Here is a 26,279-nt window from a genome sequence, read left to right as displayed (position 1 = left end):
GCTCGGACCTGCCCCTTACTGCGGCGCGTCCCCGAAGTCCGGGATCTCCAGCCGTACCCCGCCCTGCCGCGCGGACTCGTGCGCGATGATGCCCGGCAGGGTGTAGCGGGCGGCCACCCACGCGTTCACCGACGGCAGGCTGCGCGTGTTGACGGCGGTCACGAAGTCGTCCACCAGGAAGTGGTGGCTGCCCTCGTGGCCGTTGTGGAGGTTGTCGAACTCCCTGGGCAGCCGCGCACGGTCGTGCACGGGAGCCGACCCGGAGGTGAACGCGGCCCGCAGCTCGGGCGCGATGTGCTGGAGGGACGGGTCGTCGGGCGCCATGGTGGGCTTGGGCTCCAGCAGTTCGCTGATGTCCTTCACGCCCTGCTTGTCCTGCCACAGGGCCACCGTGGCGAGCTGCTCCATGCTCGCCTCGGTGCCGAAGAAGCGGAAACGCGACTCCCGTATGTGCGAGGGGTAGCCGACCCGCCGGAACTCGTTCGTACGGAACGAGCCGCCGCCCGCGACCTCGAACAGCGCCGTGGCGTTGGAGAAGTCGTTGTCGAACTGGCTGACCTCCTTGTCGAAGACGCCGTCGCCCCGGTCGTCGACGACACCGATCGCCGACACGCTGACCGCGTGCGTCCGCCAGGCGCCCAGCACCCCGCCGACCGCGTGCGTCGGGTACAGCAGCGGGGGATAGCTGGCGGTGGCCTTCCAGTTCTCGCCGCCGCTGTACTGGTAGGCCTCGTAGAACCCCAGGTCCATGTCGTGGACGTAGTCGCCCTCGGCGTAGAACAGCCGCCCGAAGGCGCCCTCGGCGATCTGGTTGCGGGCGTGGACCGTCGCCGGGTTGTACTCGCTGGTCTCGCCCATCATGTACGTCAGCCCGGTGGCCTTGACCGTGTCGATGATCGCGGCGATCTCCTCCGTGCTGATCGCCATGGGGACGGCGGAGTACACGTGCTTGCCGGCGTTGAGGCCCTGGAGTACCAGCGGCCCGTGCGTCCAGCGCTGGGTGAAGATCGCGACGGCGTCGACGTCCTCCGATTCCAGCATGGCCTGGTACGACGGGAAGGTGCCCGTCAGCCCCTGGGCGGTGGCGAGTTGCTCGGCCCGCTCGGGCAGCAGGTCGGTGACGTAGACGGCGCTGACGCCGGGGTGGGCCTGGAACAGCGTGGCGAACTGGCCCGAGAACTGTCCGGCGCCGACGATGCCGATGGAGAACGTCATGTAAGGCGTGCCCTTCACTGGTCGGTGGTGATCACTGCGAGAGGATCAGGTTGATCTGCTCGTTGGTCTGGTCGAGGCTGCTGACCGGCTTGCCGTTGCCGTAGATGTCCTCCATCGCCGGCGCCATCAGTGCCGTCATGTCCGCCGAGTAGCTGGCGATCGGGTAGGAGAAGGTCCGGAAGTTCTTCTTGTCGGCCACGGGCTTCGTGAACGACGAGACGTCGATGCCCTTCTTCCGGTACGCGGCGACCGCGGCCTCGGTCCCGGCCTTCGTCGCGGGGAACACGACGCCGTAACCGCCGACGACCTTCTGGCACTTGTCGGAGGCCAGATACGCCACCCACTTCTTGGCGCCCGCCTTGTTCTCGGAGGCCTTGGTGACGGAGTCGGCGAGGCCGTTCATCATCGTGGCGCGCTTGCCGGTCGGGCCGACCGGCGTCAGGGCGGTCTTGATGTCCCGGCCCTTGAAGCCCGCGTACGTGGAGATCATCCAGGCCCCGTCGAACGCGGTGGCGGCCTTGCCCGCCGCGACCTGCGTGTTCGCCTGGTTGGACTGGACGTTGTAGTCGGACAGCGGCGGCATGTAGCCCTTCTTCGCCAGGCCGAAGTACCACTGGATGACCGACTGGAAGGTCTTGCTGTCGTACTGGTACTTCGTGCCCCAGCGCGGCTTGTCCAGGTAGCTCCACCCGGCGGAGGCTGCGAAGTTGCTCCACTGGGTCTGGCCGTCGCCGAAGCCGCCGCCGTTGGAGGCCATGCCATAGACCTTGACGTTGTTCTTGTCGAAGCCCGGCTCGTCGCCCCGCTTGCCGTTGTTGTCGATCGTGAGGTGGGCGATGGCCTTCTCGAAGGTGCCGCCGTCCTCCGGGTTCCAGGCGAGGTTGTTCAGCTGCTCGGCGGTGAGGCCCGCGTCCTTCGTCATCTTCGAGTTGTAGAACAGCGCGACGGTGTCCCAGTCCTTCGGGGCGCCGTAGCGGTGGCCGTCCTTCCCGATCCAGTTGGCCGCGAGGCCCGGCTGGTAGTCGGAGTTCTCGATGCCGAGGTCGTCGAGCGGTTCCAGGACCTTCAGGTCGGCGTACTGGCCGAAGTTCTGGATGTGGTCGGTGAACACGTCCGGCTGGGTGCCGGCGATGAACCCGGCGGTGAGCTTGGTCCAGTAGTCGCTCCAGCCCAACTGGGTGATCTTGACGTTCAGTCCGGGGTTCTCCTTCTCGAACCCCTTGGCACAGGCCTGGTAGGCGGGCAGCTGGTTGGCGTCCCACAGCCAGTAGGTGACCGTGTGCGCGGAGGATCCGGCGGGACCGCCCTGTGCGCATCCGCTGACCAGGGACAGCGCCAGCGCGCCGGTTGCCGCGACGAGCGTACGCAGACGAATTCGCATCACAGTCCCCTTACTTGATCCCGGTGAAGCCGATGGAACTGACGATGCGGCGCGCGAAGCAGGCGAACAGCACCAGCATCGGCAGCGCGGCGATCAGCGTCGCCGCCATGAGCCCGGACCAGTCGACGCCGGTCGCCGGGGTCTGCGCCCGGAAGATCGCCAGCGCCACGGTCAGCACCCGCGAGCTGTCGCTGTAGGAGACCATCAGCGGCCAGAAGTAGTCGTTCCAGGAGGTGATGTACGTCAGCACGCCCAGCGTGACGATCGGCGTGGACGCCATCGGCAGCACCACCCGGAAGAAAATCTTGATCTTCCCGGCGCCGTCCAGCAGCGCGGCCTCCTCGACCTCCTGCGGGATGTTCATGAAGAACTGCCGCAGGAAGAACACCGCGAACGGCGTCATGAACATGGTGGGCAGCGCGATGCCGAGGAGCGTGTCCACCAGGTGCAGTTGCTTGATGAGCACGAAGTTCGGCAGCAGGGTGAAGATGGTGGGCACCATCATCCCGGCCAGGAACAGGCCGAACACCTTGTCCCTCCCGCGCCAGCGCAGCCGCGAGAAGGCGTACGCCGCCATCGCGGAGAAGAACAGCTGACAGCCGGTGATCAGGGTCGAGACCAGCACCGAGTTGAGCAGATAGCGCCAGAAGTCGAGCCCGCCGCCGGCCCCGCCCTGTTTGACGGCCTCCTCGGCCGACTGCATGCCCAGGGCGCGTTCGAAGCCGCTCGTGGTGAGGTCCACGGGCAGGGGGTTGGTCGGATCCGCGTTGAGCCCCGCGTTCGTGGACAGCGCGGTGCGCAGGATCCAGTAGAACGGCAGCAGGGTGATGAGGACGATCAGCCCCATCACGGTCCAGGCGGCGGCCCGCCCGAAGGGGAACCTGCGCCGGACCGGTCGCAGGGTCGTCGACGTCGTTGTCGTCACGGCAGCCATACCGGTGTCTTCCTTCCGTCAGCCGAGGTCGGTCCGGCCGGCCCGGGTGAGCCGGTACTGGAGGACGGTGATCGCGCTCAGCACGACCAGCAGGGCGACGGACATGGCCGAGGCGTAGCCGAACTGGAAGCGCCCGAAGGCCGAGCCGTAGATGTAGTACTGGAGCACGTTGGTCGCGTTCGCCGGACCGCCCGCGGTGGTCACGGCGACGGTGTCGAACACCTGGAACGACCCGATCACCGTCATGATCAGCACGACCGCGAGCACCGGCCGCAGCAGCGGCATGGTGATCCGCCAGAACATCCGCCACTCGCTCGCGCCGTCCACCCGGGCCGCCTCGTACATGTCGCCCGGGATCGCCTGGAGACCGGCGAACAGCAGCAGCGCGGTGTACCCGACGTGCCGCCACACGTTGATGAGCGCGATCGTCGGGATCGCCCAGGTCTCGTCGGCGAGGAACGGGATGCGGTCGACGCCGAGGGCGCTGATGATCTCGTTGCCGATGCCGAGCTGGGTGTCGAGGATCCAGAGCCAGACCAGACCCGCGACGACGTTCGACATCAGGTACGGCGTGAGCACGATGCCGCGCAGCATCGCCGACTGGGTCAGCCGCTGGAGGAGGACGGCGATGGCGAGCGCCGCGACCGTCTGCACGCCGATGTTGATGACGACGTACTCGACGGTGACTGTCAACGAGTCCCAGAAGATGGGGTCGTTGACCATGCGGACGTAGTTGTCCAAGCCCACCCACTCCGCCGGTGTCAGCAGGTTGAAGCGGGTGAAGCTCAGGTAGATGCCCCGGAGCGTCGGCCAGAGCAGGAAGACGACGAAGCCGAGCAGCGCCGGCGCGATGAAGAGCGCGGCCAGCCGTCCGTCACCCCGGTTCTCGCCCACGTCGTTCCGTCGGGTCCTGGGCTTGCTGTGGGCCTCCGCCGCGCCGCCCACGGGCAGACGCGACGGAGGGCTGCTGGAGGCGATGGTCATCGGGAGACTCCCTCGCTGCGGCGGCTCGTCCTCTGGCGGGACTTACTTTTGGTGCGAAACAATTGCTGCGTCAAGAGGGGTGCAAACATCTTTTCGCAGGAACCATCATCGCCCTAGAGTGGTCGTGTTGGTTTCAGTGCGAAAGAAAAGGGTGAGGGGAGTCGCACGGACATGACCGCAGGCATCGCCAGCTGGCCGCCGCTGAGCCCGGGGGAGCGCTCGGTAGCCATCGAGGTGCTCGTGCACGGACCGCTGTCGCGCACCGAACTCGCCCGCAGGCTGGGACTGTCGGCCGGCAGCCTCACCCGGCTGACCAAGCCGCTCATCGAGTCCGGCCTGCTGGTCGAGGTGGCCGAGGCGGGAGTGCCTGCGGAAGCGCGCCAGGGCCGCCCCTCGACGCCGCTGGACGTCGTCGCCGACTCCTGGTCCTTCCTAGGCTTCAAGATCACCGAGGACATGGTCTACGGCGTCGTCACCACGCTCAGAAGCGACATCGTCGCCCGCCACGACCGCCCGCTCACCACCCACGACCCCGCCGAAGTCGCCGACGTGCTCGGGGAGATGACCGCCGAGCTGATCCGCGACCACCCCCGGCTCGCCGGGATCGGTATCGGGGTCGGCGGTTTCGTCCAGGACCGCGCCGTCGTCGGGGAGTCGCCCTTCCTGCTGTGGCGGGACGTGCCCCTGGCCGACCTCGTCGAGGAGCGCACCGGGCTGCCCGTGGTCGTGGAGAACGACGTCGCCGCCCTGGTCGAGGCCGAGACCTGGTTCGGCGCCGGACGCGGCCTGGACCGCTTCGTCGTCCTCACCATCGGCGCCGGCATCGGCTACGGGCTCGTCCTGGGCGGCAAGCGCGTGGCCTACGCCGAGGAGGACCGCGGCTTCGGCCGGCACTGGATCGTCGACCCCAACGGCCCGCTCACCCCGGACGGCCGGCGCGGCAGTGCCGTCTCGCTGCTGACCATCCCCAACATCCGCTACCAGGTCCAGGCCGCCACCGGCCGCGACCGGACCTACGAGGAGATCCTCGCGGCGGCCGCCGCCGGGGACCCGATGCCCGCCCGGGTCGTCGACGAGGCGGCCCGGGCGCTGGGCACGCTCGTCGCGCAGATCTCCAACTTCGTGATGCCGCAGAAGATCCTGCTCGCGGGGGAGGGGGTCGGGCTGATGGACGTGGCCGGCAAGACGGTCGAGGACACCGTCCGCGATAACCGGCATCCCCTGGCCGCCCCGGTCGAACTGGAGACGAAGGTGTCCGATTTTCACGACTGGGCGCGCGGCGCGGCCGTGCTGGCCATCAAGGTGCTGGTGCTGGGATCGGCCGAAGTGTGAACAGGCTCACGTTTACTGGGAGATGGACGTGATCAGCGACACTGTCCGGAATTACCGTTTACCTCACGATTACTCACATCGTCTTCACCTGCGGCGACGTATGCTTCACACCATGTCCACCACTGTTGAAACCTCTTCCCAGCGAACGGCTGACGAGGTCAACGAGGAGATCCGGGCCCTGTGGCGCCGGTCGGGCGGGACACTGAGCGTCGAGCAGCGCGAGGAATACCAGCGGCTCGTCCTGGAGTGGGCCGCCGCGGCCCCGCAGTCCGCGCCCGCGGCCTGAGCGTCAGCCAGGTCCGCTGACGCATCGGACCCTCGTCTTAGGGCACCCCTGATCCAATGGGTGCCCTTCTCGCACTTTCCTCGGCCGTCGTCTACGGCATCGTCGACTTCGCCGGCGGCCTGCTGTCCCGGCACATCCATCATGCCGCCGTCACCTTCTTCGGCCAGCTCGGCGGCCTGCTGCTCGCCTGCGCCGCCGCGCTCCTCATCCCCGCCGACACCGTCCACACCGCCGACCTGCTGTGGGGCGCGCTGTCCGGCGTCGGCAGCGGCGTCGCCATGCGGTTCCTCAACCGCGGGCTGAGCCGCGGCGCGATGAGTGTCGTGGTGCCCGTGAGCGCCGTCACCGGTGTCGCGCTGTCGGTGCTGTGCGGGGTGCTCGTCCTCGGCGACCGCCCCGGGGCCATGGCCTGGCTGGGCATCGCCGTCACGGTGCCCGCGCTGTGGTTCGTCTCCGGAGGCGGAGGCAGCGCGGGCAAGGGTACGGCGGACGGACTCCTCGCCAGCGCGGGCGTGGCCGTGCAGTACCTCGCCCTCGGGCAGGCGGCCTCCGCGAGCGGGCTGTGGCCCGTCGCCGCGGGCCGTGTCGCCGCGGTCCTCGTCCTCCTGCCGGACGCCGCCCGCCATGCCCGCCGGCTGAAGCTGCCGCCGGGCCGCTGCGTCCAGGCCCTCCTCATCGGGGCCGGCGCGGCCCTCGGCCTCGTGCTGTATCTGCTCGCCGCGCACCGCCAGTTGCTCGCCGTCGCCGTCGTCCTCGCGTCCCTCTACCCCGCCCTGCCCGTCATCCTCGGCCTCGCCCTCCTGCACGAGCGGATCAGCCGGCGTCAGGCGCTGGGGCTGCTGGGAGCGGGGGCGGCGACGGTACTGCTCACGCTGGGCTGAGCGGGACACCCGCCGGCTCCGGCCGCACGCACGCGCATCATCCCCAAGTAGCCGAGTAGTACTGCCGATACGCCTTGCGGTCCTGCTCCGCGCGGATCCACCGGGTCGCCACCAGGGCGACGAGGCTGCCCGCGATGACGAGCAGGCCGGGGCCGACGTTGCGCGGGTCGGTGAGACGGGTCAGCAGGCCCGACACGTCCTCACCCGAGACCGGCGCCGACGAGCCGGGCGAGGCGGCGCCCTGCGAGGCCGACGGCGCGGGAGAGGCGCCGGTGCCGGCACCGGCCTGCTTGGCCACGATCAGCTTGACGCCCAGCTCGGTCAGCGCCTTCGTCACCGGCTGGAAGAACGTCGTACCGCCCGCCGTGCAGTCCCCGCTGCCGCCCGACGTCACACCGAGCGCGACGCCGTCGGCGAACATCGGGCCGCCGCTGTCGCCGGGTTCGGCGCACACGTTCGTCTCGATGAGGCCGGTGACCGTGCCCTCGGGGTAGTTGACCGTCGCGTTCAGCGCGGTCACCTCCCCTTGGCGCAGTCCGCTCGTGCTGCCGCTGCGGAAGATCTTCTGCCCGACCTCGGCATCGGCCACGCCCGTGATCCGCACACCCTTGCCGTCACCGACCGCCACGACGTCCGCACCCTCGCCCGCGCGGCCGCTGTCGTACTTCACCAGGGAGTAGTCGTCGCCCGGGAAGCTCCCCTTGAGCGACGAGCCGACCTGCTCCCGGCCCCGGTCGTCGGCGAACCAGACGGAACCGTCGGGCCCGCAGTGCCCGGCCGTGAGGATGTAGTCGGTCGTCCCGTCGGTCACGTTGAAGCCCGCCGAACAGCGCCCGGCGGTCGACAGGATCGGCTGCGCGCCGTTGACCCGCGTCGTGAATGTGCCCTCGGTGCGCTCCATGCGCACGAAGCCGCCGATGCTCTCCGCGACGTCGGTCAGCCGCGACCAGTCGGAGGCGGAGACGGTGCTGTCGCCCCGGACCACCACCTCGTTGCTCTTGTAGTCCAGGGCCCAGGCGGTACCGGGCACCCGGGGCGCCGAACGCAGCGTCTTCGTGGCCGACTTGAGGTCGCTCATGCTGTGGCGCACCATCTTCGCCCGCGCACCGGCCCGCTCGACCTCGTCGGCCGCCTTCTCGTCCGTGACCGCGACGACCGGCCGGCCCGCGGAGTCGACCCAGCTGCCCGCCGTGCGGGAGGTGCCGAGCCGGGACACGAGATCGGTGCCCATGCTCGTGGCCGGCCGCGCGGAGTACGGGACGCCGATCGACGGGTCGGGGGGCTCGCTCGCCACGGCGCGTGTGACCATCGTTCCTCCGAGGAGGAGTCCGCCGACGGCCGCCAGCCGTGTCACTCGCCGGACGACCCGTCGTCGTGCGTGCCTCATGCATGGCTCCCGAACCCGAACATCACGGTGTGAACACCGCGGGGCACTCCTTGAGTCGAGTGCCCTCTTCCCATACGGGGCGCAGCCGTGCCGTGTTCAGCGCTCGCGTGATCTCTTCACCGCCGGCCGGCGGCGGGAACGGTCGGACCCAGGTCCGCCGGGGCGGCGAGCAGGGCCCGGCTGCGCACGTCGCCCCAGACCGAGGCCGGGTCGACGTAGGGCCGCAGCAGGGCGGTGAGGGCCGGGTCCCCGCGTCCGTTGAGCTCGTCGGAGGCGATCTTGCGGGCGATCCCGGCGAGGAAGTCCGCCACCTGCACGCGCGCGTCCTCGCGCGCGACGACCAGCCGCAGCCCGGCCAGGCCGACCCCCGCCCGCCGGGCCGTCTCCTCGATCCAGGCGATGCGGTCCGGCGTCAGCATGTTCTGCCGGTCGTGCACCAGACGGACCGGCCGCCCTTCGCCGCTCCACAGCGCGGCCGTCCGGACGATCGCCGGAAGCAGCGGGTTGAGCACCGGGATCAGGGGCGGCCCGTCCAGGAACGCCGCCCGATAGGACACCGCGCGGGCCCGGGTCGCGGCCAGCCGCTCCAGGATCGCTGTCGCGTCCGCATCCGGCCGGGCCCGCCGCAGGGCGTCGACCGTGCCGTAGAAGACCTCCACGGGAGTGCCCGGCTCGCCGTTGTGACGGACCCGCAGCAGTTGGTTGGCCGCCTCCAGGAACGCCCGCCAGTCGTCCTCCCCGAAGGCCCGGCGGCCCTCGCGGAACAGGGCGACGGCCGCGCCCGGGTCGCCCAGCAGCAGACCGACGGCCCGGTCCACCACGAAGAAGGACTTCTCCATCAGATGCACCCGCGCCCGCCCGTGGATCGGCCCGTCGGGCGCGAGCAGCCACTCCAGCACCGCGCGGTGCTTCTCCCGCAGCAGGTGGTTCGCCTTGTACTCCTCGGCCGGCGAGCGGATCCGGTCCCGGATCTCCCGCACGGCCGCCGCCGCCGACGCCATGGACAGCGACATGCTGGCGTGCGCGAACACGTCCGTGTTCCCGCCGGTGAGGTTCTCGCCGTCCGACCCGGACTCGTCGCAGGCGATCTCCAGGAACGGGCCCTCGGCCCCTCCCCGCTCCCCGTCCTCACGATTCCCGCTCACTGCACGGCCCCCTATCGTGTGCCCATGACCAGGATCCCGCACGAGACGTCCGGTGAACCGAATCCCCTGCAGGCTCTCACTCCCGACCAGCTCCGCCGCCGTACGAGCATGAAGTGGCGCACCTATCCGGAGGACGTACTGCCGGTCTGGGTGGCCGAGATGGACGTGCCGCTGGCCGAACCCGTCGTACGCGCCGTCACCGACGCGCTCCGCCTCGGCGACACCGGCTACCCCGCCGGCACGGCGTACGCGGAGGCGCTGGCCGCCTTCGCCGAGAAGCGGTGGGACTGGGACGGGCTCGCCGTGGAACGCACCGCGGTCGTGCCCGACGTCATGCTCGGCGTCGTCGAGATGCTCAAGCTGGTCACCGGACAGGGAGACGCGGTGGTCGTGAACCCGCCGGTGTACCCGCCGTTCTACCAGTTCGTCGAGCACATGGACCGGCGCGTGGTCCAGGCCCCGCTCGGCGCGGACGGGCGCATCGACCTCGGCTTCCTGGAGGAGACCTTCCGCCAGGTGGTCGCGGGCGGAGGACGGGCCGCCTACCTGCTGTGCAGCCCCCACAACCCGACCGGCACCGTGCACACGGCCGAGGAGCTGTCCGCCGTCGCCGCACTCGCCGAGCGGTACGGCGTCCGCGTCGTCGCCGACGAGATCCACGCGCCGCTCGTGGTCGGCCGCACCGACTTCGTGCCGTACCTCAGCGTGCCCGGCGCCGAGCGCGGACTGTCGCTGATGTCCGCCTCGAAGGCGTGGAACCTGGCCGGGCTCAAGGCCGCCCTCGCCATCGCCGGGCCCGGCGCCGGCGCCGACCTGGCCCGGATGCCCGAGGAGGTCGGGCATGGCCCGAGCCACATCGGCGTCATCGCCCACACCGCCGCCCTACGCGACGGCGACGCCTGGCTGGACGCCCTGCTGTCCGGCCTCGACGCCAACCGGCGGCTGCTCGCGGACCTGCTGGCCGAGCAGCTGCCCCAGATCCGCTACCGCCCGGGCGACGCCACCTACCTCGCCTGGCTCGACTGCCGCGCGCTCGGCCTCGGCGACGACCCGGCGGACACCTTCCTGCACCGCGGCCGGGTGGCCCTCAACTCCGGCCTCCCCTTCGGCACGGGCGGCGCCGGGCACGTCCGCTTCAACCTGGCGACCTCGCCCGAGGTGATCGGGGAGGCGGTACGGAGAATGGCCGCCGCGCTGCACTGAAAGCCGGGGGCACGCCGCGCGGGACGCGCTCGTAGACTGCCCGCCATGGACGACAGTGCGCTTGACGACCTGGGCGCGGGCAAGTACCTGCTGATCACCAGCTACCGCAGGAACGGTACGCCGGTCGCCACCCCGGTCTGGGTGGTGCGCGACGGGAACGCGCTCGGCGCCTGGACGCCGGCCGACTCCTGGAAGGTCAAGCGGATCCGCAACCGCGCCGACGTCCTGGTCGGCCCCTGCGACCTGCGCGGCAACCCCACCGGCGAGCAGCTGCCCGCGACGGCGGAGATCTGCGACGCGGCGACCACCGCCCGCTACCGGCAGCTGATCGCCCGCAAGTACGGCATCACCGGCCGACTCACCCTGCTCGGCAGCCGGCTGCGCCGGGGTCTCGACGGCACGGTGGGCATCCGCCTCACGCTGACGCGCTGATGACCCCGGCTCGGGCACGCGCCTTCCCGCGCTGACCCCGGCGTCGGCGCGCGGGATTCCCCACCCGGTCTGCCCGCCCCGCCCGCGGTGACGCCGCACGAGACGATGCCGTACGCGACCCCGACTTCGCCGCACGTGCCCTGTCGGGCTGTCCCGGGTTTGCCGCACGTGCCCTGTCGGGCTGTCCTCGGTTTCGCCGCACGCCCCCTGCCCCGCCTTCCCCGGCTTCGGCCCCGCACCCCGTCGCGCTGACTGCCGCTTCGGCACGCCCTTCCGGCAAGCGCTTTCCGCGCCGGGGGAGTGGACGGCCCGTCCCCGGGACAGACCACCTGTCATGAGCCGAACTCCCGTCCTGCGCGCAGCCGTCGTCGGCACGGGCCACCGGGCCCAGCTGTTCACCCGGGGCCTCGCCGAACGCCCCGGCCACCTCGTGGCCGCGCTGTGCGACCCCAGCCCGACCCGGATGGCCTTCCACAACCGGCTGCTGGCCGAGACCGGCGCGCCGGCCGCCACCACGTGGGAGCCCGACCGCTTCACCGACCTGCTCGCCGAGGAGGACATCGACGAGGTCGTCGTCACCACCGTCGACGCCGAGCACGACCGCTACATCGTCCCGGCCCTGAAGGCGGGCTGCCGGGTCGTCACCGAGAAACCGATGACCGTCGACGCCGAGCGCTGCGCCCGCATCCTCGACACCGTCCGCGAGACCGGCAACCGTCTGACCGTCGCCTTCAACTACCGCTTCAACCCCGTGCACGAGAAGGTCCGCGCCCTGCTCGCCGAGGGCGCGATCGGCGAGGTGCTGTCGGTCCACTTCGAGTGGCTGCTCGACGTACGGCACGGCGCCGACTACTTCCGCCGCTGGCACCGCGAGAAGCACAGCAGCGGCGGCCTGATGGTGCACAAGTCCTCGCACCACTTCGACCTGGTGAACTGGTGGCTCGCCGACGAGCCCCGGGAGGCCTTCGGCTACGGGCGGCTCGGCTTCTACGGCCGCGAGGCGGGGGAGCGGCACGGACTGCGCCGGGACTACGACCGCGCCCACGGCGCCGACCGGGCCGCCGACGACCCTTTCGCCCTGGACCTCGCGGCCGACGGCACCCTGCGCGCCCTCTACCTGGACGCCGAACGCGACGACGGCTACCTGCGCGACCGGAACGTCTTCGACGGGCCGATCACCATCGAGGACGACATGTCCGTCCTCGTGCGCTACGCGCGCGGCGCGACGATGACGTACCACCTGACCGCCTACTCCCCGTGGGAGGGCTACCGGGTGATGTTCAACGGCAGCGCGGGCCGGCTGGAACTGGAGGTCGAGGAGAGCCGCTGGCAGCAGCCCCTGACCCGGGTCACCTCGGCAGCGGGGGCCGTGCACGGGGACACGGCGGCGGAGCACGCGGGCGGCGCCCGCCTCACCCTGCGCCCGCTGTGGCGGCCCCCGGTGGACGTGCCGCTCATGGTCGCCCACGAGGCCCATGGCGGCGGCGACCCGCGCATGCTCGACGCGCTGTTCGGACCTGTCGGCCCCACCCGCGCGGCGGACACCGCGGCGGCGAACCGTCCGACGGCCACCGAACGCGACGGGGCACTCGCCCTGGCGGTCGGTCTCGCGGCCAACCGCAGCTTCGAGACGGGACGGCCGGTGCGCACCGGCGAACTGCTCCCCGGGATCCGGTGACCGGACCGCCCGTCAGCGCCAGGCCCGGTACGGCTCGTCCAGCAGCTGGAAGACCGGCTCGCCCCGTACCGGGTCCTTGGCCGTCGACAGCCGCACCCGGTCCCCGCTGTGGATGCCGATGGGCGGGCCCATCACCCGGCCGCGGACGATGAACCCCTCGGACATCTCGATCAGGGACACGTTGCGCGCCGCGGGCGTGTTGCGGTGCACCACCGTCGAGTGACGCACCGTGCCCGTGCCCTCGCTGCGCTCCGTCCGCAGCTCGCTGCCGCGGCAGACCGGACACAGCACCCGGTGGTACATCGCGGTGCCGCACCAGGTGCAGCGCTGGTAGAGGATGGCCTCGGTGTCCGGGCCCTTCGGGTCGAGCAGACCCGTCGGGGAGCCGGCTGCCTGCTGAGTGACGGTTCCTGAGTGGTGGTACACGCTGGTCAACTCCCTGCACTCGGCCGGAATCCCGTGTGCGTGGTCACCCGCGCACACGTGTGCCCGGTTCGCCGTGCCACCGCGCACGCAGCACAGAGTATGGCACTCAGTGCCACTCGTAAAGGCACTCCGTTCCCTCAATGTGCGGAGGCCTTCAGCCGCGCCCCAGCGTCGACTCGATCTCCTGCACGACCCGCCACAACGGCGCGTCGCGCCGCGAGACGACGACCACCACGTCCTCGGGCTGCTCCCCGGCCGGGGGCACCGGCGTGCCGCCGAACGCGGACTGCACGTACGCCAGCGCGTGGTCCACCGTGGCGTTCGCCTCGCCCTGTCCGTCCGAACGCAGCCAGGAGCGCAGCGCGTTGTTGTGCGCCGCGACCACCGCCGCCGCGATCACATCGGCCTGCAGGGTCCCGTCCCGGCGGGCCGCGAAACGCCGGCGCAGATACTCGGCGAGGGCGCGCTCGTAGCGCCACACCACCGACAGCTCGTAGGCGCGCAGCCCCGGGACCTTCTTGGTGAGGCGGTAGCGCTGTACGGAGAACGTCGGGTTCTCGGCGTACATCCGCAGCACGAGCCGGGCCGCGTCGCAGACCCGCCGCACGGGTTCCTCGTCGCCGGTGCCCGCCGCCAGGAAGGCGGTCATGTCCGCCAGGCACCGCTCGTGGTCCGGGAAGACCACGTCCTCCTTCGAGGGGAAGTAGCGGAAGAAGGAACGCCGTCCGACCCCGGCCAGCGCCACGATGTCGTCGATGGTGGTCTGCTCGTAACCCCGTTCGAGGAACAGCTGGAAGGCTGCCGCCACCAGGGCGTCCCGCATGGGCGGCTTTCCGGTCCCGGCGTCGGCTTTCTCGGAGCTCATGAGCGGGAACGTAGCACCCGGAAGGGTACGCATGGCACTCAGTGCACTCACAGGGAGGAACCGAGTTCCCTCTGAACCCGTGGCGCGGCAGCCGCGTATCTAGCGGCAGGACGATCCCCGAAGACGGGCGCCCCCGAGCCCGGACGGAAGGAGAGCAGCGTGTCGACACCGTCCGAGCCCCGGCAGCCGCACGACGGCCAGGCCCTCGAACCCATCCGCGTCCTGCGGCCCCGCCGCACCGACGCACTCGCGGAACTGATGCGGGAGTACCGCGAGGAGCTCGGCTCCGCACGGGACGGCGACGGGCCCGGCGGCCATGAATCCGGCGGTCATGAGCCCGGCCGTCATGAGCCCGGCCGTCATGAGCCCCGCGGCCATGAATCCGGCGGTCATGAGCCCGGCGGCCTTGAATCCGGCAGCTACGGCTCCAGCGGCTATGGGTCGTCCAGCGGCTTCAAGCCTGGCCGCCACGCGCCTGGCCGCCACGCGCCCGGCGGCTACGAGTCCGTCGTACTGCCCCGGCGGCCGGCCGGCTCCGAGGACCTGACACAGGAACTGCCGCCGCTCACCCGCGAGAAGGGCCACGGCGGTGCCGTGCCCGGGTCAGGGCTGCGCCGGGCAGCCGTCGCGGTGGCCGTCGTCGCCGCGGCGGTGCTCGGCTTCGGCGGCGCCGCCCTCCTGCTCCCCGACGAGAACACCGACGACAAAGCGGCCCCCGCGCCCCGCCCCACCGCGTCCGCCCCTGCCGCCGCTCAGACCCCCACACCCACCCCGCCCCCCGCCGCCGACCCCGACGGCCCCGGCACCCTCCGCGAGGGAGCCACCGGCCCCGAGGTGACCGAGCTCCAGGAACGCCTCCTGCGCATCCCAGACGTCTACCGGGACGGCGCCACCAACGGCCGCTACGACCCCACATTGACCGCGGCGGTCGCCCGCTTCCAGCTCTGGTACGGCATCCGCGGCGACGAAACCGGCGTCTACGGCAACGACACCCGTCTCGCCCTGGAATCCCGCACGGCACCGGGCACCGGCTGACCGCCTGCTCAGGACGGCACCCCGGATGGCAACCGCACCCCCGGCATGGTGAGGTGATGGGTGGTGAGGAGACAGTGGCCGCGCGGGTCGAGGGAGTGGTGTGGGCATGGCGGACATGGACGCGTTCATCGGGCGGCTGGACCCCGACATGTGCGTCGTCACGGCCGTCGCGGGCGGTGAACGGGCGGGGTGCCTGGTCGGATTCGCCTCGCAGTGCTCGATCCATCCCGTGCGGTTCGTCGTGTGGCTGTCCGAGGTGAACCACACCTTCCGGGTGGCCCGGGACGCCGAGGTGCTCGCGGTGCACCTGCTCGCCCGTGAACAGCACGGCCTCGCGGAGCGGTTCGGCGGCCGGACCGGCGACCGGACGGACAAGTTCGAGGGCCTCCCGCTGCGGGAGGCCTACGGCGGGGCCGTCGTGCTGGCGGACGCGCCGGCCTGGTTCGTCGGCCGGATCGTGACGCGCGCGGGCGGCGGCGACCACATCGGCTTCGTCCTGGAGCCGGTCGAGTGGGGCGGGGACGAGACGTACGACGGGCCGCTGCTGCGCCTCTCCGGCGCTCACACCATCAAGCCCGGTCACCCGGTCGACTGAGCCGCGTCCCGCATCCCGCCTCCCGAAGCCGCTAAGCCTCCAGAACTCTCGGCACCCGGACGTCCACGACACACACATCGTCGCGCCGCTCGTCCGGCAGCATCCGCGCGAGCAACGGCCCCAGGGCCACGGGCCCGTCCGCGTCCGAGGACGCCACCGCCTCGGCGAGACGTTCCATACCCCGGTCGATGCCGTCCGGAGGGTGCTCGACCAGACCGTCGGTGAACAGGATGAGCCGGTCGCCCGGCTCGAGACGGCACTCCGCCTCCTCGAAGACCGGAGCCGAGGTCGCGCCGAGCAGCATGCCCTTGGGCCGGCTCAGATACCGCGCCTCGCCGTCCCGCAGCAGCAGGGGCGGAGGATGCCCCGCCTGGGCCCAGAGCAGACGGCGCTGCCAGGGGTCGTACCGGGCCAGCACCATGGTGGCCGTCGCGTGGGAATCGCGGGAGTGCAGCAGCAGCGTGTTCAGCCGGGCCAGCGCGCCGGTCAGCGAGGAACCCGTGATGACCATGCCCTTCGCGGTGAAGCGGAGCTGGGCCATCGTGGCGACGGCGTCGACGCCGTGGCCTGCGACGTCGCCGACCACCAGCAGCGCGTCCCGGTCGGGCAGTTCCACGGCGCTGAACCAGTCACCGCCGACATGAACACCCGACTGCGCGGGCAGATACGCGACCTCGACGCGCAGCCCCGCCAGGTGGACGGGCCGGTTGGCCAGCGGCAGCAGCGCGTGCTGGAGCCGGGACGCGAGGGTCCGCTCGGCCTGGAGCACGTCGTGCTGCGTGAGGATCGCCTGCTCGCTCTCGACCAGCGCCAGCTCCGCCCGCCGCCGGGCCGTCATGTCCTGGACGACACCGTGCACCTCGACGGGCGTGCCGTGCGTGTCGGCCACGGCCTCGGCCACGAGCCGCAGATGCCGGATGCCGCCGCTCGTCCTGATGCGGAAGGGCAGGTCGAACGCCCGCCCCCGCTGGACGAGGTCGCGGACGGCGCGGGTGAACGCGGGCGCGTCCTCGGGCAGCGCGAGTTCCGGCATCCCGGCGAGCCGCACCGGGCCCTGCGCGGGGTCCCGGCCGAAGACGGCGAACGCCTGGGTCGACCAGGAGGCCTCCTGCGTGGCCAGGTTCCAGTTCACCCAGCCGAGGTTGCCCAGCCGCTGGAGATCCGCCAGCCGCTGCTCCTGCCGGTCGGAGGAGCCGTGCCGGATCCAGGTGACGACCAGCGCGTCGTCCAGCCGCGCCACCCGCGCCGAGTAAGTGGACAGCGCCGCGATGCCCGCCACGACCTCCTCGTGCGCGAACGGTTCACTCTCGTACGGCTCCCCGGTGGCCAGGGTGTGCAGGCAGCCCTGCCACAGCGGCTCCTCCGTCAGGGCGGGCCGGAACTCCAGCAGCCGGCGGCCGGCCAGCTCCTCACCGGGGCGTCCCAGCAGGTCACCCGCCCGCGCGGTCGCCGCCTCCACCCGGAAGTCCTCGGTCTCGCCCGACGCGGCCCGCAGCGGGCTGAGCAGCATCGCCGCGATCGGCAGCGCGTCGAACAGTGTCTGCACCGCGTCGGCGGCGGCGTCTCCGGCCCGCTCGGGCGGTGCGTCGAAGGCGCGCAGCCGGCCGGCGCACAGCCCGGTGACGCCCCGCAGATGGGCGCGGTCGCGGGGCGTGAACGACCCGGCGCGGACGCGCAGCACGCCGATGCAGACCTCGGCCGCGCCCGCCGCGTGCACGGGCAGCCAGGCGCGCGACCGCCACCGCTCGGGCGGGTCACCGATCAGCAGTTCCCGACGCTCATGCGTGGCGACGTCCTCCAGCCAGCACGGTTCGCCCGTCCGCAGCGCGTCCAGCGCCGCGATCCCGCTCAGCGGCGGCACCCGGCTCCACTGGGTGGCCAGCTGGTCGTCGATGCCGGCGTGCCCGATCAGTTCGAGTCCGCCGTCGGGCCTGCGGGCGAAGATCATGACGGCGTCGGCCGCCATGTCGGGCGCGAGATGCTCCAGCAGGCACCGGGCCAGGTCGGGCGGTGTCGTCACCCGAACGAGGGCCTGCCCGAGGCGGGCCAGGGCGGCGGAGACGTCGTCCGGCGCGGATGTCTCCATCAGGGCGGCGGAGCCGGCTCCGGGGGCGTCGGCGCCGAGGGGCTCGGTCGCCTCGCCGGGGCCGGGTGCCGTGGGCGCCAGGGAGCCGAGCGTGATCCAGCACTCCTCCAGCAGGGTGCGGCGCGCCGCCTTGGCCCGCTGGAGCAGCCGCTCGTCCGCCGCGTCCGCGGAATACCCGGTCAGCGCCATCACGGCGCCCTTGGCTCGCTCGACGACGGCCGACGTCGCCGCCTGGTCGCGCAGCCGGTCCAGTTCGGCGCGCTGCCGGGCGACGATCTTGGCCAGTTCGACCAGGTCCGGTGCGGCACCGGGCTCCGCCGGTGTCACGGGCTCGCTCGTCACGCGTTGAGCATCGCATACCCGGCCCTGTTCGAAGACTGCCTTGTGCGCACGGGCAGTTTCCCGTTCCCGGGGCCACGCCGGTCACATCAGTCTTCTGAACGTTCAGGGGTCCTCGCGTGGATACAGCCACAGCCGCAGCAGCCGGCTGAGCCTCGGCATCACCAGATACGTCAGCACCGGCAGCAGGACCAGCGGGAACACGGCGGCCCGCAGCGGCAGCGGCCAGCCGGTGGTGTGCGGCGTCACCAGCCACTGGATGAGCAGGGTGAAGGGATACGCGCCGAGGAACGTCGTGAGGACCATCTTCCACCGGGGCGGGGCCTGCACGGTGGTGCCGGGCAGGCTGAACCAGGTCTCCATCCCGGTCGTCGACTGGCGCTCGCTGCTGACCTCGGTGGCGATGTCCTCGATCCGCCGGTGCCAGTGGGCGCGCTCCTCGGACTCCAGCCAGGCGGCGAGCCCGTGCCGGTCGGACCAGCGCAGCACGGCGTGGTAGCGGTGTCCGTCCTCGGGCGTGAGCCAGGAGACGCCCTCGTTGCCCGGGAACTGTCTGGCGCAGCGGGTGATGCCGCGCGTCCACTCCTCGAACTGCCGCTCCCGGCCGGGACGCACCTGCCAGGTCAGAACCGTGGTCACCGGCTCGGCACGCCGGATTTCGGTGGTGCTCATCCCCTCCCGTGTGCCACGCACGACGCGGGTCATGCCCACAGGCCCATGCCCGGAGGGCGGTCATGCCCCGGGGCTCACGGCTGGCGGTTGGCCTCCACCAGCGCCGTGGTGACCGCCCGCACGCTGCGCGCGATGTGCTGCAACTGCATGACCTCGGCCGCGTACAGCTTGATCGTGTGCTCGATGACCCCCTCGTGCAGGCCGAGTCCCGGCAGGTCGGCGCGGGCGGTCTGGAGGGCGGTGCGGGCCACCCTGAGTTCCTGCTGGACCTGGATCTGGGCGTGCCGGGCGAGCAGGACGGGGTGGCGGACGAACGCGGGGTAGCCGGCGTAGCGCGCGGGCACCAGCTCGCGCAGCCACTTGGCCGCCGAGCGCTCCCAGTCGTAGCTCCCGGGGGTCTTGACCTGGCAGGGCCAGTCCGGGCTGATGCGCGTGGTCGTCAGGGGCATGATCATCGCTTCCGGGTGTGCGGCGTCGTGAGGGTGGACGACGGGTCGGGGCGGCCCCGGCCTAGGGGATGACCGGGGCCGCCACGGACACCCGGGACGCCGAAGCGGGTAGGAGCCGGCCCCTCGGGTGCGGAACGGATCCGGAAGGGCCGGGTCGCGATCCGTGTGCAGTATTTATATATGCCATCCGGTTTTCAAGCCGCATGAAAACATTCATGCTCGCTTTGTTGTGGACCGCCGCTCAGTCCCGCAGGAAGAAGTGATGCTGGTCGGCGACCTGCTCGTACTCCTCGAGCCGGGCCTGGGTCCGTTCCGGGTCCGCGTCCGTCATGGCCTGGAGCAGCGCCGAGCACATCACGCCCGGGGCGGCGTAGGAGTCGAAGACCAGACGCGACCCGGTCCCGAGGGCGAAGGCGACGTCGGCCTCGTCCGCGAGCGGTCCCAGCGCCAGGTCGGTGATCAGGGCGACCTTGAGTCCGGCGCCCCGCGCGACCCGGACGGCCGTCAGGGTCTCCTGGGCGTGCCGGGGCATGGAGAACGCCAGCACCCAGGTGCCGCCCGCCTCGCGCGACTGGAGCAGTGCGTCGTAGGCCACGCTGCCGCCCCGGGTCACGAGCCGTACGTCCGGGTGGATCCGGCGGGCGGCGTAGGCGAAGTACTCGGCCAGCGAGACGGAGATACGCAGGCCGAGGACCGTCAGCGGGGTCGAGGACGACAGTTTGCGGCCGATGTCGATGACCAGGTTCGGGTCGGCGAAGTCCCGCCGCAGGTTCTCCAGGTTCTCGATCTCGGCGTCGACCGCCGCCTGCAGCTCGTTGCCCCGGTTCTCCTCGGCCGGTCCGCCGCCCGCGAGGGTGCCGAGCGCGATCGACTGGAGCTTCTCCCGCAGCGCCGGGTAGCCGCTGAAGCCGACCGCCGAGGCGAACCGCGTCACCGAGGGCTGGCTCACGCCGACCCGGTCCGCGAGGTCCGTGATGGACAGGAACGCCGCCTCGGTGATGTTCTCGATCAGGTACTGGGCGATGCGCCGCTGGCCCGGGGACAGCCGGGGCCGGTCGAAGAGCGCTCTGAGCTGGGCGGAAGGGGAGACCTCCGCTTCCGGGGCGGCCTTCCCCGAGGTGATCGCGGATGCCTGTGCGCGTGCCTGCTGCGGCGATGGCACCGGTTCGCCTCCTTCGTCTCCCAGGGAGGTTCAACATAGCTCACGCACCGTGGTGACCAGGGCTTCTTCGCACAGCAATGAGGTGCCCGGCAGGTGGGATACCCGGGCGCCGGGCGGGAACCCGCCGCGGCAGAAGATCCCGACACGACGGACGAGGAGCCGATGCCATGACCGTCCCCGAGGAGAACCGGCCCAAGACGGAGACCACGGACGAGGTCCTGGAACAGCAGGACGAGAACCGGTCCCGGCCGCCGGGCGCGAGCGGCCGCACGCTGCGAGAGGCCCTGGAGGAGGCCGAGGTACGGCCCGACGACTACGACGAGCATTAACGCTCTCCAGGCCACCGCAACCGCACCGACGACGCTTCCGGCAGGTGAGACCGTATGGGCGCACTGAGTGCGCTGGAGGAGACACTGGAAAACCGATGGCAGGCCCTGTGGGCCCGGGTCCTCGACAAGGAGCCGGTCGAGGTCCTCGACGCCCTGCGGCACGAGTGCGACGACAACGCCGTGGTGTGCCGGGCGGGCCGGGTCATGGTCCCCAACGCCTACGACGTGGAACTGGCCGACGAGGTGCACGACCAGCTGACGCGCCACGGCACGAACGTGGGACAGGCGCTCACCGACAGCCTGTCCCGCCACGCGGAACGCAAGGGCTACGAGTTCGCGGGCCCGCTCGCGGTACATGTCGCGAGGTGCCCGGACGTCCCCAACGGCCGCTATCGCGTGGCCAGTCGCGTCATGCAGCACGTGAGCACGGACGGCTTCTTCCACGCGACTCATTGACTCGCACACGACACACTGGTCGAAGACTCACCGGCGATAGATCGTGATCGAGTGCCCGACATCGTCGACCGGGCGGCTGCCGCCGATCAACTCGGCCAGCCGCCCGGTCGCTTTCGCGGCCGCGGAGTCCGACACCGCCAGCACCCCCCGCACCTCGCCGACCGGCACCTCGCGAGGATCACCGGCCCGGATGCCGTAATAGGACGGCACCCCGCTGCCCTTGTACACCAGCCACACCCGCTCACCGCGGTACCGCTCGCGCAACCGCTCCGCCAGCCGCCCCAGATCCTGCCCCCAGTCCACGTTCGAGTCGTGCAGGAACTCCCGCGTCCTGCCCGGCCCGCCGAACACCTCGTTCGAGTACGGCAGGTAATAGGGGTACGTACGCAGCGAACTGGCCGCGACGAACGCCACCAGCACCCCCACCCCGACCGAGACCCACCGCCGCCTCGCCACGAGAACGCACCCGGCCGCCACCGCGAGCAACAGCGGCAGGAAGACGGCGTACCGGGTGCCGAAGTCCCGCGCCCCCTGCATGGCCGCCGCCAGCAGCACCAGAGGCGGGGCCAGCACATACGGCGCGGCCGGCCGCAGGCGGCGCACCGCGAGCACGACGACCGCCCCGGCGGCCCACAGCGCGAGCATCCCGAGCGGCGTCTTCACCAGCAGCGCGGCCGGCAGGTAGTACCAGAGCGAGCCCGAGTACAGCCGGCCGAACAGAAAGCCCTGCCACGGCCGGTTCTCCAGCCCGAACTGCACCCGCATCCCGTCCCGATACGCCTCCGGGAACGGTAGGAGCCGGACCAGCAGCCCCCGCAGCCCGTGCACCACCGGGACATGCTGCTCCGGAGTCCACCGCAGCCGCGGATCGACGATCAGATACGTGGCCCACACGACCGCGATCGCCGCCAGAGCCACCACGCCCGCCCCGGCGGCCGCACGCACGAGGCGCCGGCCTCCCACGGATGCGTGCCCCACAGACACGGCGGCCAGGGCCATGAGCACCGGCACGGCCGGGAGCGTGCTCATCTTCGTCGCCAGGGCCGCCCCCAGCGCCACCCCGGCGAGCGGCACGTACAGCCGGGGCCTGCGGCGCGCCCGCCACAGCAACCACGCCGACGTCAGCACGAACCCGGCCGCCGGCACGTCGAGCGTGGCGAGTGAGCCGTGCGCGATGACGTCGGGGGAGAAGCAGTACAGGGCGAGCGCGGCCAACGCCCCGGGCGTCCCGGCCAGTTCACGGGCGAAGACGAAGACGACCAGCCCGAACAGCAGCGTCAGCGCGATCATGGGGAGGCGGGCCCACAGCATCAGCCGCCAGGGGTCGTTGCCCGTCTCGTACAGCAAGTGCCGCCCCACCGCGCCCTGGTCACCGGTGAAGGAGAAGTCGACGCGCGGATCCGCGAGCGCCACCCCGGCGCCGATGAGGAGCTTGCCGAGCGGCGGGTGCTCGGGGTTGTGGCGCAGCCGGTGCTCGTGCGTGTACTCGGCGGCGGCGCCCACGTACACGGGTTCGTCGATCGTCGGGGTCTGCCGCACGGCGGTGCTGACCATGGCGAAGGCCATCACCGCGAGCAGCACGGACACGAGGAGCGGCAGCGCCCACCGTCTGCCGGACCGCGGGGCGGCCCCCGTCGGCGACGGCGGCGGGAGCGACAGCGGCCGGGGCACGGCGGGAGCGGTCCGGAGGGCCCTCATGGACCCACTCTGCACCAGCCCCCGCCGCCCGGGGCGTCACCGCTTCACGAGTCGCACCGACAGACCGTCAGCGGTGTGAACGGGCACGGCCCGCAGCGTCGTCGAGTCCAGCTCGACGCGGTCGAACCGGCCGCGCAGCGCCGGAGCCGACAGGACCGGGACGGTGGTCCCCGAAACCGGCGGCCGCTCGGCGTCGAGCCGCAGCGACAGCAGGCTGCCCCGGCCCAGCAGCACGCGCCGGCTCACCGTGAGCGCAGGGCCGTGGTTCTTGCGCAGCGTCAGCTCCAGTGCCGACTCGCCCTCCTGGACGTACGAGCCGCGCACCCGCAGGACCTTCTCCGCGCGCAGCGTGCCGCCCGTGACCCGGACGTCACCCTGTCCCAGGGCGTTCGGGGACGCGGCGACCAGCGTGCCGTCCTCGACGACGGTCCCGCCGCGGTACCGGTTGTGGCCGGTCAGGGTGAGCGTGCCCGTGCCGCGCTTGGTCAGACCGCCGTCGCCATCGATGTCGTTGCGCCAGCTGTCGGCCGCGTGGAAGCCACCGGCCGCCGCGTCCAGCGTCACCGTGACGTCGGCGTCGAAGGCGCCGTACCCGTCCGCCGCCGCGAACAGGTTCAGCCGGCCCCACTGCTCGAAGCCGTCCAGCAGGACGTACCCGGAGGGCAGCGCGGTCGTGCGCAGCACCTCGCGGCGCTGGGCCGCGTTCAGGTACGGCAGCCGTGTCTCCAGCAGGACCTCCGCGCCCTTCGGCACGGTGAGCGGGTCCTTGCGGCCGCGGCGGGGCAGGACGTACGTCAACCGGTGTCCGACCGCCCGGGCGTTGGCCTCGCGGTCGGCGTAGGCGTCGCCGGCGTCCGAGTGGGCGTAGGCGTACAGCGTGTCCGCCGTCGTGCCGGTCCTCTCGGTGAAGTAGGCGAGGGCCTGGGCGCGTGCCGCCGCCTTGAGCTCCGCGTTCGCCGGGTCGGCCAGCGTCGCCGCGGTCAGGGCGGTCGCCATGACGCGGCCGCCGATGACGTCGACGGTGGAGTGCATGCCCGACATGATCCGGGTGTGGCTGAGCTCGAACGCCCGCGTCACCAGCTCCTGGAAACGCTCGGGCACCGCGTACGCGTAGGCCAGACCGGCCAGATGGAAGGCGTTGGTGTGGCCGCTCGGGAACCCGCCGTCCTCCTCGGGGGTCTCGGAGCGCTGGCGCAGCAGCTGCGGGGCCACGATCACGTCCGAGTCGTACACCGGGTAGCCGAGGGCGTCCTTCTTCCCGGTGTCGACGACCTCGCTGTCCTCGTTCATCCGCCACGGACGCGGGTACTGGAAGGCGAACTTGGCCGGGTTGCCCGAGGCGAACGGCCCGCGCACGGTGTCGACCAGCTTGGCCACCTTGCCGAGCTCCGAGTCGTGGGAGCCCGCGCCGAGCGCGGATCCGGCCGGGGCGTCGGCGGGCAGGGTGTCGCTGATCTTCCCCGGGGGCGTGCCGTCCGGGGCGCTGGTGATCGACGTGACCGCCCTGGCGCCGGACGTGTACAGGCCGGCGAGCGGGCCCAGACCACCGATCATGGCGTAGCTCTGGTGCTGGCGGTCGTAGAGGAAGGCCTCCTTCGCCTGCGCCTCGGTGCGGGACGTCGTGACCCGGGCGCAGTAGCGCATGTTGGCCCGCAGCACCTCGCGGTCCAGGACGCGGCCGGTGTCCCAGGCGCCGCCGGTCTTCCACACCTTCGCCATGCCGCCCAGGATGCGGACGACGGCGTTGGTCTCCGGGGTCTGGTTCGCGACGACGTTCGACCTGTAGTCGTCGACGAACGCGGCGGGGCCCGTGGCGGCCTTCGCGTCGGCGGCGGCGAGCCAGGCGACGAAGGTGGGCGCGGCCAGCAGGCCGGCCGAGGCGCCGAGGGAGGTCTTGAGGAAACCGCGCCGGTCGACGGACGCGGTGGTGGACTGCCCGGCTGGTGACGGCATGCTGTGCCTCTCCTGAGTTCTGCGAGGGGGGTCTGCGCCGGAGTTCCGCGGCGCGTTCTCCGGCCGTGCGGCCGGACCTGGCGAAGATCTCCGGCCGTGCGGCCGGGGGACGAGCGAAGACTTACGGACGTGCGGCCGGGGATCAGCAAAGATCTACGGCCATGTGGCCGGGGATCAGCGAAGATCTACGGCCGTGTGGTGACCCCGCGGAGAGGGATCGGCCACGAGCCGGTGTCCGGAGCGTGAACGGCACCCGCCCGGCTCACAGCAGCGAACGGGCCAGCGCCACCGCGCCCTCGACCGGCGGCACGCGCAGCGGCCGCGGCCGGGCCCCGGGCAGGGACTCGGCGAGCGCGGAGGTGAACGCGTCGTACAGCGCGGGCTGGGCGAGGACCGTGCCGCCCGCCACCACCACGTCGTCCACCGGGACCCCGCGCGCGGCGAGCCGTACGACGAGTGCGGCGAGCGCCCGCCCGCCGTCGGCGATCACGGCCCGGGCGAGCGGTGAGCCCGCCTCGGCGGCGGCGAACACCGCGGGGGAGTGCCGACCCCATTCGGCGGAGACGTCCCTAGCGGCCTCCAGCGCGGCGCCGAGCGCGGGCACCTCGGCCACCCCGAATGCGGCGACCAGACCGGTCGCCAGCGCGTCGGGCTCCTCGCCGCGGTCATGCGCCGCCCAGACGGCCCGTGCGGCCTCGCGGACGAGTCCGGCCGCGCCGCCCTCGTCACCGAGCACCGCGCCCCAGCCGCCGACCTGGACCGGACCGCCGTCGGGCAGCCGCCCCACCGCGACCGAACCGGTGCCGGCGACCAGCCCGACGCCCTTGTCCAGCCCGGCGGCGGGAACGAGCAGTTCGGCGTCGCCCACGACGAGCGCGGGCACCCCCAGCCGCTCCTGAAGGGCGGCGCGGATGCCCGCGCACTGGCGTGGGGTCTCGCAGGCGTGACCGCCCACGGCGAGAGCGGACGGTCGTACGTGAGAAGGCAGGGCGTCGGCGACCAGAGCGGCCAGCCAGCCGGCGGCGGCCCCGGGGTCGTGCGGCCGCCATCCCGAACTGCTGCGGACATGGTCGACGACGTCCTCGTCGCCCGCGAAGGCGCGCAGATGTGTCTTGGTGCCGCCCACGTCGATACCGACCGCGTAAGGCGTGGAGTCCTGCACGGCTCCTCTTTCGTCGTTGCGCGGTCACGACGACGGCAGGCGAACCGCCCGTCGGACCACGGCAGTTGAAGAGGTAGGGAAGCCCCGGGACGGGCTTCTGCGGAACACGGCAGGCGAGTACCGTGAAGTTCGTTAGGAAGTTAACTAACGAAGTAGGGTGCGCGTCAAGAGGCACGGAATCCCGATGCCGCGCG

General features: G+C 72.0%; 25 protein-coding genes. 10 read left to right on the top strand and 15 right to left on the bottom strand.

All coding sequences use genetic code 11. The features are described 5' to 3' along the window. Window positions 1-15 precede the first annotated feature (15 nt). The 4 genes from ACIBL4_RS17425 to ACIBL4_RS17410 are packed head-to-tail and all read right to left on the bottom strand — an operon-like array spanning window position 16 to window position 4,514. Window positions 16-1,215, bottom strand: coding sequence for a Gfo/Idh/MocA family protein (locus ACIBL4_RS17425; RefSeq protein ID WP_399410853.1), 1,200 nt, complete (start codon window positions 1,213-1,215; stop codon window positions 16-18). Between the two features lie 31 nt (window positions 1,216-1,246). Then, window positions 1,247-2,596, bottom strand: coding sequence for an ABC transporter substrate-binding protein (locus ACIBL4_RS17420; protein ID WP_399410851.1), 1,350 nt, complete (start codon window positions 2,594-2,596; stop codon window positions 1,247-1,249). Between the two features lie 10 nt (window positions 2,597-2,606). Beyond that, complete coding sequence (locus tag ACIBL4_RS17415; protein ID WP_399410849.1) at window positions 2,607-3,530, bottom strand: carbohydrate ABC transporter permease; 924 nt, start codon at window positions 3,528-3,530, stop codon at window positions 2,607-2,609. Window positions 3,531-3,548: 18 nt separating this feature from the next. Next, complete coding sequence (locus ACIBL4_RS17410; protein WP_399410847.1) at window positions 3,549-4,514, bottom strand: carbohydrate ABC transporter permease; 966 nt, start codon at window positions 4,512-4,514, stop codon at window positions 3,549-3,551. Window positions 4,515-4,685: 171 nt separating this feature from the next. Between ACIBL4_RS17410 and ACIBL4_RS17405 the strand changes: the two genes are divergently transcribed. The 3 genes from ACIBL4_RS17405 to ACIBL4_RS17395 all read left to right on the top strand — a co-directional run bounded on the left by ACIBL4_RS17405 (window position 4,686) and on the right by ACIBL4_RS17395 (window position 7,013). Then, entirely contained in the window at window positions 4,686-5,846 is a 1,161-nt protein-coding gene (locus ACIBL4_RS17405; protein ID WP_399410845.1) for an ROK family protein, read from the top strand. A 100-nt stretch (window positions 5,847-5,946) separates the two neighbouring features. Continuing rightward, complete coding sequence (locus tag ACIBL4_RS17400) at window positions 5,947-6,132, top strand: hypothetical protein (protein WP_399410843.1); 186 nt, start codon at window positions 5,947-5,949, stop codon at window positions 6,130-6,132. 56 nt (window positions 6,133-6,188) lie between these two features. Continuing rightward, entirely contained in the window at window positions 6,189-7,013 is an 825-nt protein-coding gene (locus ACIBL4_RS17395; RefSeq protein WP_399410841.1) for an EamA family transporter, read from the top strand. 37 nt (window positions 7,014-7,050) lie between these two features. On the opposite strand, the gene ACIBL4_RS17390 is transcribed toward ACIBL4_RS17395, so the two are convergent. Then, complete coding sequence (locus ACIBL4_RS17390; protein WP_399410839.1) at window positions 7,051-8,400, bottom strand: S1 family peptidase; 1,350 nt, start codon at window positions 8,398-8,400, stop codon at window positions 7,051-7,053. A 116-nt stretch (window positions 8,401-8,516) separates the two neighbouring features. Continuing rightward, window positions 8,517-9,545 carry a hypothetical protein gene (locus ACIBL4_RS17385; RefSeq protein ID WP_399410837.1) on the bottom strand — a complete coding sequence of 343 codons (1,029 nt, stop codon included), beginning with the start codon at window positions 9,543-9,545 and terminating at the stop codon, window positions 8,517-8,519. A 24-nt stretch (window positions 9,546-9,569) separates the two neighbouring features. Between ACIBL4_RS17385 and ACIBL4_RS17380 the strand changes: the two genes are divergently transcribed. The 3 genes from ACIBL4_RS17380 (at window position 9,570) to ACIBL4_RS17370 (ending at window position 12,858) form a co-directional block, all read left to right on the top strand. Further along, window positions 9,570-10,748, top strand: coding sequence for a MalY/PatB family protein (locus ACIBL4_RS17380; protein WP_399410834.1), 1,179 nt, complete (start codon window positions 9,570-9,572; stop codon window positions 10,746-10,748). 45 nt (window positions 10,749-10,793) lie between these two features. Then, a complete protein-coding gene (locus ACIBL4_RS17375) occupies window positions 10,794-11,180 on the top strand; it encodes a PPOX class F420-dependent oxidoreductase (protein WP_399410832.1) in 387 nt (128 codons plus the stop codon). Between the two features lie 334 nt (window positions 11,181-11,514). Continuing rightward, on the top strand, window positions 11,515-12,858 hold the full coding sequence (locus ACIBL4_RS17370; RefSeq protein ID WP_399410830.1) for a Gfo/Idh/MocA family protein: 1,344 nt from the start codon (window positions 11,515-11,517) through the stop codon (window positions 12,856-12,858). 12 nt (window positions 12,859-12,870) lie between these two features. Here the strand turns inward: ACIBL4_RS17370 and ACIBL4_RS17365 are convergent, their stop codons facing one another. Next, window positions 12,871-13,284, bottom strand: a complete 414-nt coding sequence (locus ACIBL4_RS17365; RefSeq protein ID WP_356924875.1) for a zinc ribbon domain-containing protein — start codon at window positions 13,282-13,284, stop codon at window positions 12,871-12,873. A gap of 154 nt (window positions 13,285-13,438) precedes the next feature. Next, window positions 13,439-14,149 (bottom strand): TetR family transcriptional regulator, encoded by a 711-nt coding sequence (locus tag ACIBL4_RS17360; protein WP_399410828.1) that lies wholly within the window; start codon window positions 14,147-14,149, stop codon window positions 13,439-13,441. 159 nt (window positions 14,150-14,308) lie between these two features. Between ACIBL4_RS17360 and ACIBL4_RS17355 the strand changes: the two genes are divergently transcribed. Both ACIBL4_RS17355 and ACIBL4_RS17350 read left to right on the top strand, forming a co-directional pair. Next, a complete protein-coding gene (locus ACIBL4_RS17355; protein ID WP_399410826.1) occupies window positions 14,309-15,184 on the top strand; it encodes a peptidoglycan-binding protein in 876 nt (291 codons plus the stop codon). A gap of 106 nt (window positions 15,185-15,290) precedes the next feature. Continuing rightward, window positions 15,291-15,779, top strand: a complete 489-nt coding sequence (locus ACIBL4_RS17350) for a flavin reductase family protein (protein ID WP_399410824.1) — start codon at window positions 15,291-15,293, stop codon at window positions 15,777-15,779. A gap of 31 nt (window positions 15,780-15,810) precedes the next feature. On the opposite strand, the gene ACIBL4_RS17345 is transcribed toward ACIBL4_RS17350, so the two are convergent. The 4 genes from ACIBL4_RS17345 to ACIBL4_RS17330 form a co-directional block, all read right to left on the bottom strand. After that, window positions 15,811-18,207: a SpoIIE family protein phosphatase gene (locus ACIBL4_RS17345; protein ID WP_399410822.1), complete on the bottom strand. Its 2,397-nt coding sequence runs from the start codon at window positions 18,205-18,207 to the stop codon at window positions 15,811-15,813. Between the two features lie 102 nt (window positions 18,208-18,309). Beyond that, window positions 18,310-18,876 (bottom strand): antibiotic biosynthesis monooxygenase, encoded by a 567-nt coding sequence (locus ACIBL4_RS17340; RefSeq protein WP_399410820.1) that lies wholly within the window; start codon window positions 18,874-18,876, stop codon window positions 18,310-18,312. A 74-nt stretch (window positions 18,877-18,950) separates the two neighbouring features. After that, on the bottom strand, window positions 18,951-19,325 hold the full coding sequence (locus ACIBL4_RS17335) for a hypothetical protein (RefSeq protein WP_399410818.1): 375 nt from the start codon (window positions 19,323-19,325) through the stop codon (window positions 18,951-18,953). Window positions 19,326-19,566: 241 nt separating this feature from the next. Continuing rightward, entirely contained in the window at window positions 19,567-20,487 is a 921-nt protein-coding gene (locus ACIBL4_RS17330) for a MurR/RpiR family transcriptional regulator (RefSeq protein WP_020269647.1), read from the bottom strand. A 167-nt stretch (window positions 20,488-20,654) separates the two neighbouring features. On the opposite strand from ACIBL4_RS17330, the gene ACIBL4_RS17325 reads away from it, so the two are divergent. Then, window positions 20,655-20,816, top strand: coding sequence for a hypothetical protein (locus tag ACIBL4_RS17325; protein WP_399410816.1), 162 nt, complete (start codon window positions 20,655-20,657; stop codon window positions 20,814-20,816). A 54-nt stretch (window positions 20,817-20,870) separates the two neighbouring features. Beyond that, window positions 20,871-21,272, top strand: coding sequence for a DUF3662 domain-containing protein (locus ACIBL4_RS17320; protein WP_399410814.1), 402 nt, complete (start codon window positions 20,871-20,873; stop codon window positions 21,270-21,272). A 27-nt stretch (window positions 21,273-21,299) separates the two neighbouring features. Here the strand turns inward: ACIBL4_RS17320 and ACIBL4_RS17315 are convergent, their stop codons facing one another. From ACIBL4_RS17315 to ACIBL4_RS17305, 3 genes are all read right to left on the bottom strand, one after another. Then, window positions 21,300-22,970: an ArnT family glycosyltransferase gene (locus ACIBL4_RS17315; RefSeq protein ID WP_399410812.1), complete on the bottom strand. Its 1,671-nt coding sequence runs from the start codon at window positions 22,968-22,970 to the stop codon at window positions 21,300-21,302. 36 nt (window positions 22,971-23,006) lie between these two features. After that, complete coding sequence (locus ACIBL4_RS17310; RefSeq protein WP_399410810.1) at window positions 23,007-24,923, bottom strand: phosphatase PAP2 family protein; 1,917 nt, start codon at window positions 24,921-24,923, stop codon at window positions 23,007-23,009. Window positions 24,924-25,185: 262 nt separating this feature from the next. Next, window positions 25,186-26,085 carry an N-acetylglucosamine kinase gene (locus ACIBL4_RS17305; RefSeq protein ID WP_399410808.1) on the bottom strand — a complete coding sequence of 300 codons (900 nt, stop codon included), beginning with the start codon at window positions 26,083-26,085 and terminating at the stop codon, window positions 25,186-25,188. Window positions 26,086-26,279 lie beyond the last annotated feature (194 nt).

The organism is Streptomyces sp. NPDC050416 (genome assembly GCF_044458845.1).
GTDB lineage: Bacteria > Actinomycetota > Actinomycetes > Streptomycetales > Streptomycetaceae > Streptomyces.
This window is presented reverse-complemented; position numbering and strand designations above follow the sequence as displayed.

What these genes read in the sequence shown, in the direction of transcription:
- ACIBL4_RS17315 (WP_399410812.1), bottom strand. Translation starts at nt 22,970, where the DNA reads ATGAGGGCCCTCCGGACCGCTCCCGCCGTGCCCCGGCCGCTGTCGCTC.
- ACIBL4_RS17370 (WP_399410830.1), top strand. Translation starts at nt 11,515, where the DNA reads ATGAGCCGAACTCCCGTCCTGCGCGCAGCCGTCGTCGGCACGGGCCAC.
- ACIBL4_RS17350 (WP_399410824.1), top strand. Translation starts at nt 15,291, where the DNA reads ATGGCGGACATGGACGCGTTCATCGGGCGGCTGGACCCCGACATGTGC.
- ACIBL4_RS17310 (WP_399410810.1), bottom strand. Translation starts at nt 24,923, where the DNA reads ATGCCGTCACCAGCCGGGCAGTCCACCACCGCGTCCGTCGACCGGCGC.
- ACIBL4_RS17390 (WP_399410839.1), bottom strand. Translation starts at nt 8,400, where the DNA reads ATGAGGCACGCACGACGACGGGTCGTCCGGCGAGTGACACGGCTGGCG.
- ACIBL4_RS17320 (WP_399410814.1), top strand. Translation starts at nt 20,871, where the DNA reads ATGGGCGCACTGAGTGCGCTGGAGGAGACACTGGAAAACCGATGGCAG.
- ACIBL4_RS17335 (WP_399410818.1), bottom strand. Translation starts at nt 19,325, where the DNA reads ATGCCCCTGACGACCACGCGCATCAGCCCGGACTGGCCCTGCCAGGTC.
- ACIBL4_RS17325 (WP_399410816.1), top strand. Translation starts at nt 20,655, where the DNA reads ATGACCGTCCCCGAGGAGAACCGGCCCAAGACGGAGACCACGGACGAG.
- ACIBL4_RS17395 (WP_399410841.1), top strand. Translation starts at nt 6,189, where the DNA reads ATGGGTGCCCTTCTCGCACTTTCCTCGGCCGTCGTCTACGGCATCGTC.
- ACIBL4_RS17420 (WP_399410851.1), bottom strand. Translation starts at nt 2,596, where the DNA reads ATGCGAATTCGTCTGCGTACGCTCGTCGCGGCAACCGGCGCGCTGGCG.
- ACIBL4_RS17375 (WP_399410832.1), top strand. Translation starts at nt 10,794, where the DNA reads ATGGACGACAGTGCGCTTGACGACCTGGGCGCGGGCAAGTACCTGCTG.
- ACIBL4_RS17340 (WP_399410820.1), bottom strand. Translation starts at nt 18,876, where the DNA reads ATGAGCACCACCGAAATCCGGCGTGCCGAGCCGGTGACCACGGTTCTG.
- ACIBL4_RS17405 (WP_399410845.1), top strand. Translation starts at nt 4,686, where the DNA reads ATGACCGCAGGCATCGCCAGCTGGCCGCCGCTGAGCCCGGGGGAGCGC.
- ACIBL4_RS17410 (WP_399410847.1), bottom strand. Translation starts at nt 4,514, where the DNA reads ATGACCATCGCCTCCAGCAGCCCTCCGTCGCGTCTGCCCGTGGGCGGC.
- ACIBL4_RS17425 (WP_399410853.1), bottom strand. Translation starts at nt 1,215, where the DNA reads ATGACGTTCTCCATCGGCATCGTCGGCGCCGGACAGTTCTCGGGCCAG.
- ACIBL4_RS17380 (WP_399410834.1), top strand. Translation starts at nt 9,570, where the DNA reads ATGACCAGGATCCCGCACGAGACGTCCGGTGAACCGAATCCCCTGCAG.
- ACIBL4_RS17415 (WP_399410849.1), bottom strand. Translation starts at nt 3,530, where the DNA reads ATGGCTGCCGTGACGACAACGACGTCGACGACCCTGCGACCGGTCCGG.
- ACIBL4_RS17400 (WP_399410843.1), top strand. Translation starts at nt 5,947, where the DNA reads ATGCTTCACACCATGTCCACCACTGTTGAAACCTCTTCCCAGCGAACG.
- ACIBL4_RS17360 (WP_399410828.1), bottom strand. Translation starts at nt 14,149, where the DNA reads ATGAGCTCCGAGAAAGCCGACGCCGGGACCGGAAAGCCGCCCATGCGG.